14 protein-coding genes are annotated in these 19,212 nt (G+C 58.4%); 2 read left to right on the top strand and 12 right to left on the bottom strand.

The window, feature by feature from the left end:
• The first annotated feature begins 253 nt into the window (after positions 1-253).
• Complete coding sequence (locus ACLTXB_RS01175; RefSeq protein ID WP_428226069.1) at positions 254-3,445, top strand: S-layer homology domain-containing protein; 3,192 nt, start codon at positions 254-256, stop codon at positions 3,443-3,445.
• A gap of 158 nt (positions 3,446-3,603) precedes the next feature.
• On the opposite strand, the gene ACLTXB_RS01170 is transcribed toward ACLTXB_RS01175, so the two are convergent.
• The 8 genes from ACLTXB_RS01170 to ACLTXB_RS01135 all read right to left on the bottom strand — a co-directional run bounded on the left by ACLTXB_RS01170 (position 3,604) and on the right by ACLTXB_RS01135 (position 12,411).
• Positions 3,604-3,894 carry a hypothetical protein gene (locus ACLTXB_RS01170; RefSeq protein ID WP_428226068.1) on the bottom strand — a complete coding sequence of 97 codons (291 nt, stop codon included), beginning with the start codon at positions 3,892-3,894 and terminating at the stop codon, positions 3,604-3,606.
• Positions 3,894-4,499, bottom strand: coding sequence for an AEC family transporter (locus ACLTXB_RS01165; protein WP_428226067.1), 606 nt, complete (start codon positions 4,497-4,499; stop codon positions 3,894-3,896). The genes ACLTXB_RS01170 and ACLTXB_RS01165 overlap by 1 nt, the downstream gene beginning before the upstream one ends.
• An 85-nt stretch (positions 4,500-4,584) precedes the next feature.
• Positions 4,585-5,586, bottom strand: a complete 1,002-nt coding sequence (gene yjfF / locus ACLTXB_RS01160; protein WP_021748032.1) for a galactofuranose ABC transporter, permease protein YjfF — start codon at positions 5,584-5,586, stop codon at positions 4,585-4,587.
• Positions 5,583-6,614, bottom strand: coding sequence for an ABC transporter permease (locus tag ACLTXB_RS01155; protein WP_428226066.1), 1,032 nt, complete (start codon positions 6,612-6,614; stop codon positions 5,583-5,585). Before ACLTXB_RS01155 ends, yjfF begins: the two co-directional genes overlap by 4 nt.
• Positions 6,615-8,093, bottom strand: coding sequence for a sugar ABC transporter ATP-binding protein (locus ACLTXB_RS01150; RefSeq protein ID WP_412260888.1), 1,479 nt, complete (start codon positions 8,091-8,093; stop codon positions 6,615-6,617).
• A 161-nt stretch (positions 8,094-8,254) separates the two neighbouring features.
• On the bottom strand, positions 8,255-9,268 hold the full coding sequence (locus tag ACLTXB_RS01145) for an ABC transporter substrate-binding protein (RefSeq protein WP_412260840.1): 1,014 nt from the start codon (positions 9,266-9,268) through the stop codon (positions 8,255-8,257).
• Between the two features lie 186 nt (positions 9,269-9,454).
• Entirely contained in the window at positions 9,455-10,918 is a 1,464-nt protein-coding gene (locus ACLTXB_RS01140) for a sensor histidine kinase (RefSeq protein WP_119310436.1), read from the bottom strand.
• Positions 10,915-12,411: a helix-turn-helix domain-containing protein gene (locus ACLTXB_RS01135; RefSeq protein ID WP_428226065.1), complete on the bottom strand. Its 1,497-nt coding sequence runs from the start codon at positions 12,409-12,411 to the stop codon at positions 10,915-10,917. The genes ACLTXB_RS01140 and ACLTXB_RS01135 overlap by 4 nt, the downstream gene beginning before the upstream one ends.
• A gap of 654 nt (positions 12,412-13,065) precedes the next feature.
• Here ACLTXB_RS01135 and ACLTXB_RS01130 point away from each other — a divergent pair.
• Positions 13,066-13,377 carry a hypothetical protein gene (locus ACLTXB_RS01130; RefSeq protein ID WP_412260842.1) on the top strand — a complete coding sequence of 104 codons (312 nt, stop codon included), beginning with the start codon at positions 13,066-13,068 and terminating at the stop codon, positions 13,375-13,377.
• A gap of 751 nt (positions 13,378-14,128) precedes the next feature.
• On the opposite strand, the gene ACLTXB_RS01125 is transcribed toward ACLTXB_RS01130, so the two are convergent.
• From ACLTXB_RS01125 to ACLTXB_RS01110, 4 genes are all read right to left on the bottom strand, one after another.
• Positions 14,129-15,073 carry a ComEC/Rec2 family competence protein gene (locus ACLTXB_RS01125; RefSeq protein ID WP_119310428.1) on the bottom strand — a complete coding sequence of 315 codons (945 nt, stop codon included), beginning with the start codon at positions 15,071-15,073 and terminating at the stop codon, positions 14,129-14,131.
• Positions 15,060-16,151 (bottom strand): ABC transporter ATP-binding protein, encoded by a 1,092-nt coding sequence (locus tag ACLTXB_RS01120; protein WP_412260844.1) that lies wholly within the window; start codon positions 16,149-16,151, stop codon positions 15,060-15,062. Before ACLTXB_RS01120 ends, ACLTXB_RS01125 begins: the two co-directional genes overlap by 14 nt.
• Positions 16,152-16,166: 15 nt before the next feature.
• Positions 16,167-17,816 carry an ABC transporter permease gene (locus tag ACLTXB_RS01115; RefSeq protein WP_412260846.1) on the bottom strand — a complete coding sequence of 550 codons (1,650 nt, stop codon included), beginning with the start codon at positions 17,814-17,816 and terminating at the stop codon, positions 16,167-16,169.
• 83 nt (positions 17,817-17,899) lie between these two features.
• Complete coding sequence (locus ACLTXB_RS01110; RefSeq protein ID WP_276894789.1) at positions 17,900-18,970, bottom strand: ABC transporter substrate-binding protein; 1,071 nt, start codon at positions 18,968-18,970, stop codon at positions 17,900-17,902.
• Positions 18,971-19,212: the final 242 nt, after the last annotated feature.

The following is a 19,212-nucleotide window of genomic DNA, read 5'->3' as shown; positions in this document are numbered from 1 at the left end:
GTTACATAAATTACCACGAATCAGACGCTTTTGAACGGCGTGTTTCGTTTGAATAACAATCGCGCCGAATCCGTAGACAATCCGGAAAAACACTGATACATTGGCGTTGCGGACGGCGGGAGTGTCACTGGCGGCCGGCTCTGTGGTTGGTGTAGGCCGACACAAGTTGGTTGGCTAGCCCCCACACGAATCTCAGACCCGGCGGCAGGCATACCGGCGGACCGCAAATATTTTAAAGGAGGAGAAATCCCAAATGAAGAAGTTCCTTTCTCTGGTGCTTGCTCTGGTGATGACCATGTCTCTGGTCACCGTCAGCGCCGGCGCCAAGGACTTCACGGACGACAGCGAGATCACCTACAAGGAAGCTGTGGATGTGATCTCTGCTCTGGGCGTTGTCGACGGTTATTCCGGCGGCGACTTCCGTCCCGATGATGTCCTGACCCGCGGTGCGGCCGCCAAGATCATCTGCAACCTGATCCTGGGCCCCACCACCGCATCCGCTCTGGCGGCCAGCACCGCCCCCTTCAAGGATGTTCCCGTGACCAACACCTTCGCGGGCTACATCACCTACTGCTCTCAGCAGGGTATCATCAGCGGCTATGCTGACGGCACCTTCCGTCCCACCGGCACCCTGAGCGGCAATGCGTTCATGAAGATGCTGCTGGGCGCTCTGGGCTATGACAGCTCCATCGAGGGCTACACCGGCGCCAACTGGACCGTGTCCGTCATCAAGCAGGCCGTGGGCATTGGCCTGGACGACGGCAACGACGAGTTCGTGGGCTCCAAGGCCGTGACCCGCCAGGAGGCTGCCCTGTATGCGTTCAACATGCTGCAGGCCACCATGGTGGAGTATGACCAGCAGAACACCATCGTTGTGGGTGACATCACCATCAACACCACTTCCAGCCGGAAGGATGTTGTCAACAACGACAAGAACGAGAGCATCAGCGAGGACAACAAGATGCAGTTCGCCGAGCGTTACTTCGACGATCTGAAGCTGTCCGACGGCACGGATGATTTCGCCCGTCCCGCCAACGTGTGGCGTCTGAAGGCCGAGAAGATCGGCACCTACGCCAAGGAGGCTGACGCTTCTTACACCGCCAAGGTCGCCGTGGACGATATCTATGCCGACCTGGACCTGGGCAGCAGCGTGGACAAGAAGGACGTCACCGTCTATGAGGACGGCGCTGAGCTGAAGGACAAGGCTGTTGACATCACCAAGAACGACGACGACACCGAGTTCGGCGCCAACGGCGTTCTGACCGAGGTCTTCTATGATGATGACGACGACACCGTCGTGATCACTATGGTGAACACCTATGTGGGCACCATCAACCGTTCCGTGGCTGCCAAGGGCAACAAGGACGCCTATGTGGAGATCGCTGTTGAGGATGTGAAGCCCGACGGTGCAAATGGTGTCGAGGACTTTGAAACCGCCGAGACCTTCGAGGACGACGCCTATGTCCTGTACACCTACTCCCAGTCTGCTGATGAAGTCAAGTCTGTGGCTTTGGCTGAGGAGGTCACTGGTACCGTAACCCGCGCTGAGAACAGCGTGAAGGACGAGGACGTGAAGAAAGCCCTCACCATCGGCGGCACCAAGTACAACGCCTCTAAGATGATCGCTGGCGAGGACATCGGCAATGTCAGCGTGGATGAGGAATACACTGTTTATCTGGATGCCTATGGCTACATGATCTATGTCGAGCAGAACGACGAGATCGGTGACTACGCCCTGCTGGTCGACACCCAGGATAAGAGCAACTTCTCCAGCAACCGCGCTCTGCTGGTGTTCGCCGACGGCACTGAGAAGGTCGTTGACACCACTGAGAACTACAGCAACGGCAAAGATAAGATCACCAATGCCACCATCGTTACCTATCGTGTGGACGAAGATGGCGACTACACCCTGAAGCCTGTCGATTCCAAAAAGGTCTACGAGACTGACAGCAACAATGAGGTCAACTTCGGCGATGGTAGTAGTGCGTATACTGACGGCGTGACCGACTTCTCCATGATCAACGACAAGGCCGGCATCACCCTGACCCGTGGTACGACTGTGACTTCCAACAGCAGTACGGTGTTCGTGGTGTATGACGATAGCAACGACGATTACAGCGTCTATACCGGCATCAAGAACGCTCCCACCATCAGCGCTTCTTCCAGCGCCAAAGTCGAAGCATTTGCTTACTGCAAGTCCGGCAAGATGGCTACTGTCATGTTTATCTTCGTGCAGGATAGCTCCATCATTGAGGACAGCAGCAAGGATACCCTGTTCCTGGCCAAGGAGTCCGTCTCCAACCTGATTCATGACAAGGATGGCGACTACTACGAGTATCAGGCCGTTGTCAACGGTGAGGTCAAGACCGTGAAGGTCGACGAGAGCCTCGGCAAGACCCAGAACGGCATGTTCAAGAGCTATTCTGTCGACAAGTACGGCGTTATCACCAAGCTGAATGCTTATACCACTTATACCGATGGCTCTACCAAGCAGTATCTGACCGGCTCCGGCGTGGATAAGGTCTCTGCTGACTACACCGTTATCCTGGATACCAAGGGCAAGAACGAGACCATCTCTGTGGCCGATGACGCCAAGTTCTTCTATGTGGACGAGGACGGCAACATTGAGTCCAGCTCTTACCGCTCTGTCTCCAAGGACAGCAACGACAAGGTCTACGCTGTTGTGGATGAGTACCTGGTCGAGTACCTGGTGATCGAGGAAGTGGACGACAAGAAGCCCTCTAAGCCCAGCGTTGATAACGACATCTCCGCCAATCTGGATGATCCTTCCGATGTGAAGGTTGTTTACACCGGAGATGAGCCTTCTACCGAAGATATCCTGGTCGCTATCGAGGCCGCTCTGGAAGATGCTGGTTACACCGTGACCGATAAGACGGTCAGTGGAAAAGTGTATACTTTCACCGCAGAAAACGATCGGACCGGATTCACGACTGAGTTCAAGTACGATGCGAGCAAGACGGTCCCTGGTGTCGGTGAACAGCCGGCGACTCCTGAGGATGTGGAGGACATTATGAATGACTCTGATCCGTCCAAGGATCAGTGGCACACCCTGCCCTCCACAGGCTTGGATCAGAGCCTCGAAAATGGCAAGATCACCCTGTCTGGTAAGCTGACTGCCATTACCGCGGATAACTGGAGTGATTACGAGGCTGGTGCTGAACAGTGGTTCGGCGGAAGCACAGACTTTACGAGCTATGATGAGTTCGTAACTGCTGTCAAGAGAATTTGCGATCCTTCCATCGAAACCGACGAAATCGAAAACATCGCTTTTATTATGGTGAAGGTTTACGATGCGGACGGTGGTCATAACAACTTCGCCGCAGTTGTTGGTCTGGAAGATGGAACGGTTGTCTTTGCTAAGCAGGGCACAACTGAGAAGGATTACAAAGGCGCTGTGATTGATATCTCCGGCCTTAAGTTCTAATCTTCTAAGTTTCTAAAAGGTCCCCGGGCATTGGCCCGGGGACCTTTTAGGCAGAAACAGCCCATAAATCCAGACGCGCAAGCGTCCATCTTCCCAACAGCCGCGGCCTCCAGATTTTCCTGAGGTGGGCTGCCCCGGAGCATAAGCAGCGGGCGCCATCACATCAGGCACACCAGCAGCGTAAAGGCCAGGCTGATGGGGATGCAGAGGGAGTGGATCGCCCCCACGGCGCCGGAATCACAGCCGCACCGCTCACAGTAGGCCAGGGAGACAGAGGGCACCGGCGCCAGAAGGCTCAGCACCAGCACCTGCCGGACCCCGGCGGGCAGCGGCAGCATCCAGCAGACGGCGGAGGCCGCCAGGCCGAATCCATAGCGCAGCAGGACCACCCGCAGAACATCGGACCGGCTCTCCTGCGGGATCCGCGGCTCCAGCAGCAATCCGATCATCAGCATCGCCAGAAAGGCGTTGGCCTGACCGAACATCCCCGCCACGGTGTAAACCGGCTGCGGCAGGCGCAGGCCGAGCAGCCCCAGGAGCAGGATGACCAAAAAGGTGTCAAAGGGCGCGGGCGGAGCACTCCCAGAACGGAGCGGAGCGTCAGGCGCTCCCCGCCGGTGAGGGCGGCCGTCAGCGCATAGGCGCCGCCGCAGTTGAAGGGGCTGTTGCCCGCGTCAAACATGGAGACGGCCAGCAGCATGTCCGGCGGCAGAAAGCTCTGCACAAAGGGCAGGACAAAGGTGCCGATGTTGTAGCTGGGGGCGTTGAGCAGGTAGAGCGCCCGGACGGGCCCCGGCCGCCCCCGGGTCACCAGGGCGGAGACAGCCAGCAGCAGGACATTGGCGGCTGCTGCCGCGGCGAGAACCGCCAGCAGGGACGGCACCAGCCTGAATTCGCTGAAGCTGGAGAGGAGAGCCCCCGGCAGCGTCAGGTTGACGATGATCCTGGACAGCAGACGGGCATCGCCCTGCTGAAAGACGCCCCGTCTCTTGAGAAGGTATCCCAGCGCCACGATCAGCAGCAGCCCGCCGGTTTTGATGAGTAAAGCGTCCATGCCGAAACCTCCTGAAATGGACACAGCCACCAGGACGTGCCTGGTGACTGTGCCGGAAAAAAGAAGAAAAGAAGATTGGGAAAAATCAGTGCTCAGAGTTGAGGCGCTGCCGGCTGCGGCTGACCACCGCCTGGATCACAATGAACAGGCACAGCAGCAGGGCGATGATGATGCGCGTCCACCAGGCGGAGAGCGTCCCCTGGAAGGTGATGAAGGTTTGGATCACACCCTGGATCAGCACGCCGAGAAGGGTGCCTGGCAGGAAGGCCACGCCGCCGGACATCAGCGTGCCGCCGATCACGGAGGAGGCGATGGCGTCCATCTCCATGCTGACGGCGTGGAGGGGATACCCGGAGAGCATGATGAGGGAGTAGACCACACCGGCCAGCGCCGAGCAGAAGCCGCACACCACGTAGGCGAGGATTTTCGTCCGTTTGGTGGGAAGGCCCATCAGCTGCGCAGACATCTCATTTCCGCCCAGCGCGTAGATGTTCCGGCCGAACCGGGTGAACTTCAGCACCAATGTGGCCGCAACCAGCGTCACCAGCGCGATCACCACGCCCACGGAGATGAATCCGCCGGGCAGGACATAGATCCGCGCAGACGCCAGCGAGGTGTACACGGGATTGTCAATAACAATCGTCTCCCGGGAGATGATCGCCGTCATGCCGCGGGCGAAGAACTGCCCCGCCAGCGTGACAATGAAGGGCTGCATGTTGAATTCCGTAATCAGCCAGCCCTGGACCAGGCCGAACACAGCCCCCATGGCCAGCACGATCAGGATGACGGCGGGCGCGGGCAGGCCCGTGTTCTGCAGCATCTGCGCCGACGACATACAGGTCAGCGCCACCACAGAGCCGATGGAGATGTCAATCCCGCCGATCAGCAGGACAAAGGTGATGCCGATGGTGGCAATAATCAGGGCCGCGTTGTCGATCAGCAGGTTGCAGAACACCTGGGGCTTCATGAAGCCCCGGTAGTTCATCATGCCGACCACATACAGCAGCACGAACAGGCTCAGGGTGATGCCGAAGGAAAAATACCGGGAACCGACCAGGCGGTCTTTCAGGCTGCTCTTCTGCTTCATCTCTGCTTCACCGCCTTTTCTGCTGTGCGCTTCTCCAGAACACCCTTGAATTTTTCGGACTGGAGGAGGCAGATCAAAATGACCACAAGGGCCTTGTATACCGGCAGCTGCTCCGAGGAGACGCCCAGCGCGTACAGCGTGGTGGTCATCGTCTGGATGGTGATGGCGCCGATGATGGAGCCGCCGATGTAGAATTTGCCGCCGCTGAGAAGCATTCCGCCCAGGGCCACGGACAAGATGGCGTCCATCTCCATGTTGAGGCCGGCGTTGTTGGGGTCCGCCGCCGCGATCATGGAGGATTCCATCAGTCCGGCAATGCCGGCGCAGATGCCGGAGAAGACGTACACCATAAAGATGATGGAGGAGACCTTGAGGCCCGTGCGCCGGGCGGCGTTGGCATTGATGCCCACCGCCTGGACGAACAGTCCCACAGACGTCTTTTTCTGGATCAGAACCACAAACAGCACCATGAGGGCGGCAATGAAGATGGTGGTAGGCAGGGGGCTGCCGGGAATGGTGGTGCCGATGTAGGTGAAGGGCTCATAGTACACGGTGACATTCTGCCCCTTGGTAATCAGCATGGCGATGCCTCGTCCGGCGGTCAGCAGGATCAGTGTGGCCACCATGGGCTGGATCTTCAGCTTGGAGACCAGGAAGCCGTTCCACACGCCGCACAGGGCGCAGACCAGCACGGCGATCAGACAGGCCGGCAGCAGCGGCATATTGGCGGTGCCGTCCCCTGCTCCGCCGATCAGAGAGCAGCAGATGGCGCCGGAGATGGCGATGACAGAGCCCTGGGAGATGTCGATGCCCCCGGTGGCGATGACGAAGGTCATGCCCATGGACAAGATCACCAGGATCGAAGCCCGGTTGAGAATGTCAATAATGCGCCCGTAAAACTGGCCGTTCTGGAACTCAATGGCAAAAAAGCCGGGGGTGGCAAACGCGTTGAACACCAGCAGCAGAGCCAGGGCAAACAGCGGCAGAAACAGGTGGTTGGACGTCACCTTTTTCACTCTTCCCATCATTTAGGCACCTCCTGCAATGGCTGCCATCACCCGGTCGGAGTTGATGTCGTCGCCGGTCAGTTCCGCCACCTTCCGCCGGTCCCGCAGGACTGCCAGGCGTGTGCAGGTGCGGGTCATCTCGTCAATCTCGCTGGAGATGAAGATGATGGACATGTGCTGCTCCCGGGCCAGCCGGATCACCATTTTCTGGATCTCCGTCTTGGTGCCGATGTCGATGCCGCGGGTGGGCTCATCCAGGATCAGCAGATCCGGCTGCGTCACCAGCCAGCGGGCGATGATGGCCTTCTGCTGGTTGCCGCCGGAGAGGTTGCGGATCAGCTGCTCCGGAGAGGAGACCTTGATCTGCAGCAGCTTGATGTACTCGTCGGCGATCCGCTCCTGCTCCTTCAGGGGAATGTGGTTCCACATGCCCTTTTTGGCCTGAAGGCCGATGATGATGTTCTCCCGGACGGAGAGGTCCCCGATGATGCCCTGGATCTTCCGGTCCTCCGGGCAAAAGGCGATCTTGTGGTGCATGGCGTCCAGGGGGGAGTTGAAATGGACTTCCCGGCCGTTCATCCGCAGTGCGCCCTGTTCGGGCTTGGCCACGCCGGCCAGAAGCTCTGCCGTTTCCGTGCGGCCTGAGCCCAACAGGCCGGCAAAGCCCACGACTTCGCCCCTGTGGATCTGCAGGTCAAAATCCTGGATACGGCCGAACGCGGAGAGTCCGTCGGCCTCGATCAGCACCTCGTCCCCGCACAGGGCGGTGTTTTTGCCCATGCTCTGAATATCCCCCAGCTCCTTGCCGATCATCTTGGAGATCAGCTCCACCCGGGGCAGCTCTGCCACGGCATAGGCGCCCACCAGCTCACCGTTGCGCAGCACCGTGATCCGGTCGCAGAGCTCATAGATCTGATCCAGGAAGTGGGAGACAAAGATGACCCCCAGGCCCTGGGCCTTCAGCTTGCGCACCACTGCGAACAGGCGCTGGGTCTCCTCCTCATCCAGGGAGGAGGTGGGCTCGTCCAGGATCAGCACCTTTGCGTCCACATCCACCGCACGGGCAATGGCAATCATCTGCTGGACGGCCACCGAGTAGCTCCCCAGCGTCTTTGTCACGTCAATGTTCAGATTCAGCGTAGTCAGCAGCTCCGCGGCCCGGCGGTTGATGGTCTTCCAGTCGATGCCGCCCGCCTTTTTGGGCTCACGGCCGATAAAGATGTTCTCCGCCACGCTCAGATTGGGGCACAGGTTGACCTCCTGATACACGGTGGAAATGCCGCACTTCATGGCCTCCAGCGGGCTGGAGGGGGAAATGGGCCTGCCCTCCATGGCGATCTTGCCGCCGTCCTTTGCGTGGACGCCGGTCAGGACCTTAATCAGGGTGGATTTTCCCGCGCCGTTTTCGCCGACCAGCGCGTGGACTTCACCGGAGTGCAGGGTGAAATCCACATTCTCCAGCGCGCGGACGCCGGGGAAGTATTTACAGATTCCCCGCATTGTCAACAGGGCTTCTTCTGCCACAGGTCATCACATCCTTTGTCTTGGATTCGGCGGGTCTGGCATCCCGCCGGAGGCCCTGGGGAGCCAGGGCAAAACAGTCCGCGGGCGGGGAGGACATCCCCCGCCCGCGGGATCATGGAACGGTTGGCGAAAGCCGGTCAATAGGTGCGGTTGGGCAGCTCCTGCTCGGCAATGTCAGCGGGGAAGATCCCCTCTTCCAGCTCAATGGTGGCGGGTACTTCTTCGCCGGCCGCAATCTTCTTGGCGGTTTCCATCAGGGTCTCGCCGAAGTTGGGGGTGTGCTCCACGGCGCAGTTCATCTTGCCCTCGATCATAGCGTTGAACTCGCCCTTGGCGGCGTCGATGGAGACGATGACGATGTCCTCACCGGGCTTCAGTCCGGCAGCCTCAATGGCCTGAATAGCGCCCAGAGCCATATCGCCGTTGCAGGAGAAGAGAATATCGATCTTGTCCCCGTCGGACTTCAGGAAGGACTCCATGACCTCCATGCCCTTGGCACGGGTGTACTCACCGGTCTGGGAACAGATGACGTTGTACTTGCCGCTGTTGGGGGATTCGGCCATGGCATCGTTGAAGCCCTGCAGGCGGTCGGCGGCCACGGAGGAGCCGACCGTGCCCTCCAGAATCGCCACCTGGAACTGATCGCCGCCGGCACGTGGAGTCTTGCCCTCAGCAGTCATATACTCGTCAACCCAATTGAAGGCATTGGCACCCTCCTTCAGGGCGTCGGCAAAGATGTGGGTCACATACAGAGAGGGGTCCGCAGTCACGCCGCGGTCCACCAGGACCACCGGGATCCCGGCGTCCTTGGCCTCCTGCAGGACCGTATCCCAGCCGGTCTCCACGATGGGGCAGAAGGAGATCACATCCACGTCAGATGCGATGAAGGAGCGGATGGCCTTGATCTGGTTCTCCTGCTTCTGCTGTGCGTCGGAGAACTGGAGGGTCACGCCGGCGGCCTCCGCGGCAGCCTTGATGTTGTCGGTGTTGGCAGTGCGCCACTCGCTCTCAGAACCGACCTGGGCAAATCCAAGGGTGATGCTGTCCTCACTGCCGGCATCGGCGCTTTCCGCGCCTCCATCACTGCAGGCGGCCAGAGACAGGGCCATCGCAGCGGCCAAAACGCCGGTCAACCATTTCTTCAGTTTCATACCTTTCAATCCTTTCTCGCTTTCTTCATCTTCCGAATGGGCGGTCTCGCGCCCTGTGTTAAATAATATACAAGACGCCTCCACCTTTGAAAAGAGGCGCTCCAACGGGTTTTTATTTGAATTTTACAGAAAAAAGTCCGGCCGGAAAGCCGGACTTTTGCTTTTTTCTGCTGCTTCTCAGCTTTTTTACGATTTTGCCGGAATCTGCAGTGTGACCCGAGTCCCGCAGCCCAGCCGAGAACTCACGTGAATGCCGTAATCCGCTCCATAGGCCAGCTGAATGCGCTTTTGAATATTGGGCAGCCCAAACCCGCCCTCGGAAATCTGGCCGAGATCTCCGGCCACCTCCCGTTGCACTTCCTCCAATTTCTCAGGCGTCATGCCGCAGCCGTCGTCCGCCACCTGAACCACCAGGCAGCCGTCCTTCACATCGGCGCAGACGCGGATGGTGCCGCCCCCCCGCTTCTTTTCAATGCCGTGGTACAGCGCGTTTTCCACAAGGGGCTGCAGGCTCAGCTTTTGGATCCGGCAGTCCAAGGCTTCGGGCTCCGCCTGGATCTCATAGTTCAGGATATCGGCATAGCGCACTTTCTGAATATAGAGATAGCTTTGGATGCAGGACAGCTCCTCCTGAAGGGACACCACTGCGCGGCCTTTGCTGAGGACCACCCGGAAAAACCGGGAGAGGGACTGGACCACCTGAATGACCTGCTCCTTGTCCCCGGACTCCGCCAGCCAGACGATGATCTCCAGCGTGTTGTAGAGAAAGTGGGGATTGATCTGTTCCTGAAGCAGCCGCAGCTCCAGCTGCTCCTGGGTGCGGGTGTCCTCCTCCACTTTTTCCATCAGGCGCTGGAGTTTTGCCGCCATGCGGTTGAAGCTCTTGTTGAGGATGGTGACCTCATTCTCCCCGGCATCTTCCATCAGGGCATCAAAGTCGCCCTCCGCCAGCCGCCGGGTGTTTTCCACCAGCGCCTGGATGGGGTCGTTGATGGTCCGGTTGATGCGCATCAGCAAAAATGCCAGAACCGCCACCATCAGCACCACCGCCGCCAGATCCCCCAGCAGCAGCAGCTGAAATCCGGTCTGGAGCATCTGATCAATGGACTCCCCCCAGAGCAGCTCCAGGTAAATGTATTCCTCAATCTGGTTGTACACCAGGGCGGAGACATCCCGAATCTGCTCCAGCGTCACATTCTGCAGTTCTAGGGACACGTCCGCATCAATCTCCTGCCCCAGCTTCTGACAGTACCGCTGCAGGGTGCCGAAGGTGCGCGTGGCAATCTGCAGCTGGATCCGGCCGTTTTCAGAATTGTTCTCCTGCTTCAGCAGATACAGCCCCTGGCGAATTTCCTCCATGTGGTGGAAGAGCTGGGTCGTCTCCAGGGTGCGGCGCCCCGCCACCAGATAATAGGCGTCCAGGCTCACGTCATCCCGGACAGTGGGGATCAGCTTGTTTGCGGAAATGACCCGCTCCGCCAGGATATGGTATTCTCCCAAAAAGTGGTGGGACAGGCCGATAACCAGCAGGTTGATACTCAACATCCCCACCAGGATGACCGTAAACCCCGCCAGGATCTTGCTCCGTATGCTCCCACGGCGGCCCAGGGCGGTTTTCAGGGCGCCGGCTGCACGACTCATCCGTCTCATAGCGTGTGGGAGCGGCGGTACTGGCTGGGCGTCTGCCCGGTGTTTTTCTTGAACAGCATGCTGAAATACTCCATATTCTGATACCCCACCCGTTCTCCGACCTCACTGACCCGCAGATCGCTGGTAATCAGCAGGCGTTTGGCCTGGCGAATTCGGACCTCCGTCAGATATTCACTGAACCCGACGCCAATTTTGGATTTGAAAAGCGTGCTGAGGTGGTTGGGGCTTACAGACACTGCATTCGCAACCGAGGAGAGGGACAGCTCCGGGTCCATATAGTGGCGGTCGATATACGCTCTGGCTTGCTCCGCGGAGGGCGTGTGCCGGCTGCCCCCGGGGCGGACCTCCATCACCTCTTCGCAGAGCTGGCAAGCCAGCGTCAGGAAATCATCTACGGAATTCGTCAGCAGAATACGCTTTTCCAGCAGATCCTCCTGGCGCAGGGATTCCGGAAGGGGGATCCGGTTTTCCTGGCAGAACTCATGGACCACAAAGAAAAGCTCTGTATAGAGATAGCAGCGATAGACAAAGGAGGAATATCCGGACTCGATGGTCGGCCGGTAGTGGGCCCAAAATGACGGAAGTGCAGACGGCTTCCCAGTCCGCAAAAAGTCCAGCAGGGTGTCCCGCTGGAAGGAGGTGGAGTGGGACAGCGTCTTGCTGTCTGCGGACTCCCGCCGCTTTTTCTGAATCGTCAGCAGATGGTATGCTTTCGCGTCGCTGAGCCGGGCCGCCTGTTTTCCAGGCAGCAGATGCACGCTCAGTCCCTCCTGCCCGGCCAGCGCCTCCAGCCACGCAGAGAACTCCCGCAATTTTGGGGGAAGTCCGGCTGCGTCTTCCGCCAGCAGCAGGAACGTGGCCCGCTCCCCATCAAAGCCGGAGCCGTATGCCATTGGCGCGGCATACAGCTTGTCCCGCAGCGCCTCCCGATCCGGTATCACACCGTCCAGCTCCGTCAGGATGATCTGGTAGGCTCCTGCAGCCAAAGAGATCCCGAGCTGCGCCGCACGCTGGAGCATCTGCGCCGGTCCCATCAGGATGCCGCTGTACAGATTGCTGAAAAAGAGCTCCCGCTGTGTGATGCTATGGCTCTGCCGCTCAATCCGCCGTGCGCGGCATTCCAAAATCTGCGCCTTGCTGCGGTCCACGGCTTCCAGAATATCCCTGCTGGAGACAGGCTTGAGCAGATAGTCATTTACGCCCAGGGTGATGGCCTTTCTGGCATATTCAAATTCATTGTGTCCGCTGAGGATGATGATGCGGGTATCCGGCAGCTCCTTCCGCACGATCCGGGCCAGCTCCAGGCCGTCCATAAACGGCATCTTGATGTCCGTCAGCAGAATATCCGGCCGTTTTTCCAGGAGCTGCGGCAGAGCGACTTCTCCATCCGGCGCATCCCCCAGGAACAGGATATCGTGTTCCTGCCAAGGAACATTGTCTCGGATACTCTCCCGGGCAATCCGCTCATCCTCAACAAGAAACAGCGAAATCATGAGTCTCCTCCCCATACGCAGTGTTCTGAATTTCAAACAGCTCCCGCCGGCAAATCCCACCGAATCCATTCCATGCAATCGGAGAGGCAGCGTCCCGGCTGTGGAACAGGCGTTTTTCTTTATTATATCGTATTTTGTCGAAAAGAAAAGGTGCTGAATCATTTTTGCGGATTTTCCGGCTGTCGGCGTATATGCAAACCGCCGCACGGACAGGCCCCTCCATCGTCCCGGTTCGTGGGGAGAGAGCTATCGGGGCGACGCTCAAGATGCCGGGAGCACTTCTCTGCCGGGCTCACGCCGGATGTCCATGCCCATGTGCATATATACCGCACTTATCAGACGGTACCTTGCAAACGCACCAGAATACAAGCTTCTTTCGTAAATCACACTTAAAAAAGTGCCCAAGGGCATGATGAACCGTCCGGTAAAACAATGCTATTGTATATGGGGAGACTTATACGCCTACTCAGGCCGCGGAGTGATAAACCCGCTCCTCAGCCGTTATACTTCTTAACATAATATTTTTCTGTCACATTAAAACAAGTAGTTTGAGAATGACACCGCGGTGCCATCTGTTATGTTGCTGTAAAAGGTGTAAGCGACACGGAAAAGGGCCGGGTGGACTGGAACCGGAGCAAGAGACCATTCAAGGGCTTGAGCCCTAAGACAGCGCGAAGCATTCACCAGATCATCGTCTCGGCTATGAAGCCAACAAATGCTTATCACAGCAGCTCAGAATACGGCAAAACCACGCAAAAATTCTTCCAGATACCATCTAATTCTTTGAAGGCGCAGGAAACCCGGCTGATTTCTTTGGAAATCAGCCGGGAGAGAAGCGGAATGCAATACCAGGCGGTAGCCTGTGTCCACTTTGAAAAAGCAGAGAAACAGGGGCAATGCCTGTGGGCGAAGCCGCAGGACTATTGCCCAAGAAAATGCCCACTGCTCAAGGTGCGGCAGAGATAAGCCTGAGATTTCCATCTATGAGCCGATGCTGTTTCAAACAGCTATAAAGCCAGGTTGGGTCTGCCAGACCAATTTGGGCTTGTTTTTCATGGCCCCGTAAAAGGCAAAAAACGTCCCGGTACAAGAGCGCAGAGTCTCCTCCGGGCGGTATCGCGTCGGCCAACTGTGACGCAAAAAAGCAGAAAGCGTATGACAGCAGACGTCAGGCCGGAAGCAGCATTCTATCCCTCCACGACGGGCAGAACGGGACTCCTTCCACGTACATATCCTGATTTTTTGTGCGCATTCCTAATTTTAGGAAAGTGACAGGCGCCGAAGCGCCTGCCCTTTTCTCGAAGCCGCAATCGCATTTCTGCCCGAATGCCCTGCAGTCTGCACGTAAGCCGCTTCCGGCTCATGCATTGACACGCGATGATGGCGGAAACCTGTACCCCATCGGTGGAGATGGGCTGATCCGTCCAGGTTACAACCGCTTTGGATACGGGAAATGCTGTCAAGATGCCCTCGGTATGCCCCGCGGGTAATAAACGTCGTATTCCATAAAATAGTGGAACAAAGTCTCTCATATAGAACAATATGCAGAAGGAATCCGGGAATAATTTTTGAGATTCTCTCACTTGTTGTCTCCGCGCCAGTCCCCATTGTAATCCAACCTGGCGGGAATATCGGCGTGCGTCAGGCAGGAGTCGTTCACATCCTGATAAATCGTTGGGGTCCAGTGTTCAGAGCGGTTCCCTCCCCCCACATCTTTTTACACGTCCGATACCATAAGAACTCCCTTTTCAATCCGAAAACGTATGGCAACATGAGGCTGATCCGGAGCATACTGACACGGTACTGCATCCGTAAAAAAGCATTCAACGCCAAACTGCGACAAAAGCTGAATAATTTTTTTGCTGGGGCAGTCATCTGTCCGATCATCCGAGACCGAGATAACGGCGTACCGTGGCCGCAGCATCTCCAGAAGTCGGGATGTCAAGGCGTCCCCGTGCCCATGGTGGGGCAGCTTTATGAGGGTGCAGGGCGGGAGCTGGTGCCGCTCCCAGCAGGAGGCATACACATCCCCCGGCAGCTCAATCTCCTGCCCGGCATAGGATAGCCGCAGGCGGATACTGGTGTTGTTGATAAAGCCGTCAAGCGCCTCCAGGTCCCCGCTGCTGCCCGCGCCAGAAAGGACGGCGTCCCAGATGGAAGCCTGCCGCAGCCGGAGTTCTTCATCCTCCAGAAAAACACCGGCAGACAATGTCTCCGTCAGCCGCCGGCAATCACAGGGCGTCCGGATCAGCCGGATCTCCGTCTTCTGGCTTCGCAGATGGGCCAGGGCTTTTACATAAATCCCCATAGAGGTCATCAGACACCGGGCGCCGGCTGGAGCTCCCGGCACTGCCGGGAGTGTGTGACCCCACATCTCCTCCGGCGGGAGGTAGTTGGTCCAGAATTCCCGCACCCGGACCCCCGGCAGCAAATGAGTCAGTCCGCCGGCGTGGTCCAGGTGGAGGTGGGTCAGCACCAGCAGGTCCAGCTCCCGGATCCCCTCCCGGCGCAGGTAGTCCGCCGCAGTGATCCGCCGTCCGTCCGGTCGGGAGCGCCCGATGCGAGCGTCCCCGCAGTCCACCAGCATGGCGAAGGGTGTCTCCGTCTCCCGCAGCAGGATCGCGTCGCCATAGCCCACATTGATAAAGTCAACCAGCAGCATCCGCACCACCGCCTTTCAGCACGTGGAGCTTGCGAGTATCCAAACGAAACTGCACATCCCCTGTCCGGGCGCCGGTGAGGTCCACATTGGCGTCATCGATGACAAAGACCTCCTCCCCTACCCGCACCCAGTAGCGGATCATACGACCCAGGAAGCTGTAATTTTCAATGGTGCCGCGCAGCGCCGTGCCCTCCGGGACAGTCTCTTCCAGCCCCATCAGGCTGATACCCTCCGGGCGGACCACCAGAGTCACCGGCTCGCCGCCCTGAAGGTCCGTGTCCTCGTCCACCCGGAGGCGCATACCCCTGTGGTCCACGGACAGGCTGCCGTCTGCCTCCCGATGGGCCGTACCCTCCAGGAAGTTCACCGTGCCGACGAAGTCCGCCACAAAGCGGGTGGCGGGGCGGAAGTAGATTTCCCAGGGGCTGCCGATCTGCTCGATGCGGCCCCTGCGCATCACGGCGATGATATCTGACATGGACAAGGCTTCGTCCTGATCGTGGGTGACGTACATGGTGGTGATCCCGAACTTCTGCTGGATCTGCCGCAGCTCCGTCCGCACCTCCACCCGGAGTTTGGCGTCCAGGTTGCTGAGGGGCTCATCCAGCAGCAGGATCTCCTGCCCCATCACCAGCGCCCGGGCAAAGGCCACCCGCTGCTGCTGGCCGCCGGAGAGCTGCTTCGGGAACCGCCCATCCAGTCCCTGGAGGTTGAACATCTCCAGCATCTCCGCCACCTTGCGGTCCTTTTCCTCCTTGGGCGCCTTTTTCAGCTTCAGGCCGTAGGAGATGTTCTCATACACCGTCATGTGGGGAAACAGCGCATACTCCTGGAACACCAGCGGCGTATTGCGCTTGAAGGGCGGCAACCCGTTCATCCGCTTGCCGTCCACCAGGACGTCGCCCTCCTCCGGCTCGGAAAACCCCGCCAGCTGGCGCATCAGGGTGGTCTTGCCGCAGCCGGAGGGGCCCAGCAGCGTCACGAACGCCCCCTTTGGGATCTGTAAGGACACATGGTCCAGGGCCACAAAGTCGTCGAACTTCTTGACGACGTTCCGAAATTCAATATAAGCATCCATACGTTCCGCCTCCCTTTACAGTTCCAGCTTGATGCCCTGGCGGCCCAGGAGCCACTGAGCCAGCCGCAGCACGGTAAACGCGATGGTGATGAGCACCACAGTAAACGCCGCCGCCTCGCCCCACTGTCCGCTCTGCACGAGGACCATCACAGAGATGGTGCCCACGGTGGTGGAGGGCGCGTAGAGGAAGATCACCACGCTGAGGCAGGTAACCGACCGCAGGAAGGACAGCACGAAGCCCGAGAGAAACGGCGCCTTCAGCAGCGGAATGATGACATCCTTGAAAGAGCGGAAGCTGTTGGCCCCCAGATTCAGGGCCGTGTCCTCCACCGAGGCGCCGATCTGCTGCAGGCCTGCTGTTGCCGCACTGTAACAGGTGGGCAGATTCCAGAACAGCAGCGCCAGCACCATGATGGCGCCCGTCCCCGTCAGGGACAGCCAGCCGCCGTTGAACGCCAGCACAAATCCGATGCCCAGAAACATACCGGGAATGGCACCGGGCAGGATGGCCAGGAAGTCCAGAAACTTGTTGAGGCCCACCTGCTTCTTCTGTACGATGTAGGCCAGGACCATGGCCAGCAGCGCAGCGCCTAAAGACGCCAGGAGGCCGTATTTGATGGAGTTCCAGATCTGTTCCCCCTTCAGGAACACGTACTGCAGGTTCTCCCAGGTGAAGGACCAGTCATATCCCCAGGTCTTGGTGAAGGCCCCGTAGAAAAGGGTACCGTACACCAGAAGGACGAACAGGGAGATCAGCATGGTCAGCGTGAACAGGGTCCACTTCACCCACTTGGGGACCGGAAAGGGATTTAGCGAAATCTCCTTGCCGGTAATGGTAACATAGGACCGCCTGCCTACCCAGAAGCGGTTCACCAGGAACAGCGCCACGGCCGGGATCAGCAGCGCCACCGCCAGGACAGAGGCCGTACTCATGTCGTACCAGCCGTTAATCTGCATATACGCCTCCGTGGGCAGCAGGGCCAGATCGCCGCCGATCATGATGGGGTTGCCGAAATCCGTCAGGACGTTGATGGCCGCGATGAGGGCGCCGCCGGCCACGCCAGGACGGCACAGGGGCCAGAACACATCCCGGAACACCTGCCACCGGGTCGCACCCATGTTGTAGGCTGCATACTCCAGATTGGTGGAGATGCCCTTCATCACGCCGTAGATCACCGAGTAGGCGTAGGGGAAGAAAGTGACAGTCTGGACGATCCACAGTCCCAGGCGGCCATAGATATCCACATGGAGTCCCAGCAGGCCTTTTGTGATGATCCCCTGGACGCCGAAGAGCAGGATATAGCTCAGCGCCACGATAAAGGGCGGAGAGACAATGGGCAGCAGTGTAATAAATCGGAACAGCCCTTTGCAGGGCACATCCAGGCGGGCGATGACATAGGCGAACAGAAATGCCACCGCCGTGCAGGAGATGGTGGAGACCAGGGTCATGAACAGGCTGTTTTTGATGGCGGTGAGCCAGCGGGGCCGGTTGAACAGCTCCAGATAGGTCCCCCCATCGGGGAACAGGATGACCTTGACCACTGGATAGATCACAAATATTCCCACAAACAGGATAATGGCGATGATGACCAGCAGCAGGAGCGGTTCATTTTTCAACCGCTTCATTTCTTTGACGGATTCCCGTGCGGACGTGCCCGCGACCATAGGGACTCCTCCTTCCAGCTCCGTAATTGTAAATTGCAAAAGTGCCTGCCTGCTCTTGCAGGCAGGCACTTTCCTGCTACCAGTTAGGTGCGGTTTGCCATGATTTCCGCCTCAAACTTTTCCAGGACGGACTCCCGCATCGCGGTGGCCTGGTCCCGGTCGTAGTCCACCAGATCCACATCCTCCAGCGCCGGCAGGCCCTCGGGTGCAGCCACGTCTGTGCGGACGGGATAGCGATAAGAGGACTCCACGTTCAGCTCCTGGGCCTCCTTGGTCAGCAGCCAGTCCATGAAGATCTTGGCATTCTCTGTGTTGGGGCCGCCGTTGATGATGGCCGCGCCGCCAATCTCATAGGCAGTCTGCTCCGGAATGATGAGCTTGAGGGGGTAGCCCTCCTGCTGGGTCTTGAAGCTGTCGTGGGCCCAGGCGATGGAGGCGATGAACTCGCCGGTTGCCACGGGGCTGATGACGTCCCCGGCGCCCTGATAATAGTGGTGGACGTTCTGGTCCAGCGCCTTCAGGTAATCCCAGGCGGCGTCTTCACCCAGGCGGAAAATCTGGCAGGCGGTGGCGATGTAGGCGCCGCCGGCAGTGGTTGGATTGGCCCAGACAAACACATCGTCATAGGCCGGATCCAGCAGATCGTCCCAGGTGGCGGGCTCGGCCAAGCCCTGAGAGGCCAGTTCCTCCTGGAATCGCTCCTCGTTGATGATGATGCTCAAAACGCCCATGTACCAGCCCTGCCAGAGATGATTGGGGTCATTGAAGCGCGCATCCAGGTCATCGTTGTTGGGGGAGTCGTATTCCAGCAGCGCCCCAGCCTCCGCCAGGGAGCCGTACAGGTCCACGGAGCCGCCCACCAGGAAATCCGCCTGTGGGTTGCTCATTTCCGCCTGGACGCGGGCCACAGCGTCGCCGCCGCCCAGGGAGATGTACTCAACCTCAATGCCGGTGTCCTTTTCAAACTGCTCCGCCATCGCAATGGTGTTGTCCTCGTTCAGCGCGGAGTACACGACCAGTTTTCCACCGGTCTCCGCCGTCTCGCTGCCTCCGTCCTGCTGGGCGCCGTCGTCTGTGGAGGAACCACCGCCGCACCCGGCCAGCAGCGACAGAAGCATCAAAACAGAAAGTGCTAGGCTGAGAAACTTCTTCATCAATGACATCTCCTTTTCATCCAAAATTGAAAAATCGAAGCTGAGAATTGCGAGTTTCTATTGTTACCGTACCGCTAAAATTGGAACGTGTCAATTTCTTTTTTGGATCTTTTCAGTACTATTTACATGTTTTTTTTACAAAACATATAGAATATAAGTCCTTATTCTGTTCAATTTTACTATTTCTTTTTGGCGAGAACTGCTCTTGCCAGGAACAAACTCACATAGTACAATAAAAACAG

Source organism: Flintibacter sp. (assembly GCF_046973065.1).
The sequence above is the reverse complement of the archived record's forward strand: the minus strand, read 5'-3'. Positions and strand labels throughout refer to the sequence as shown.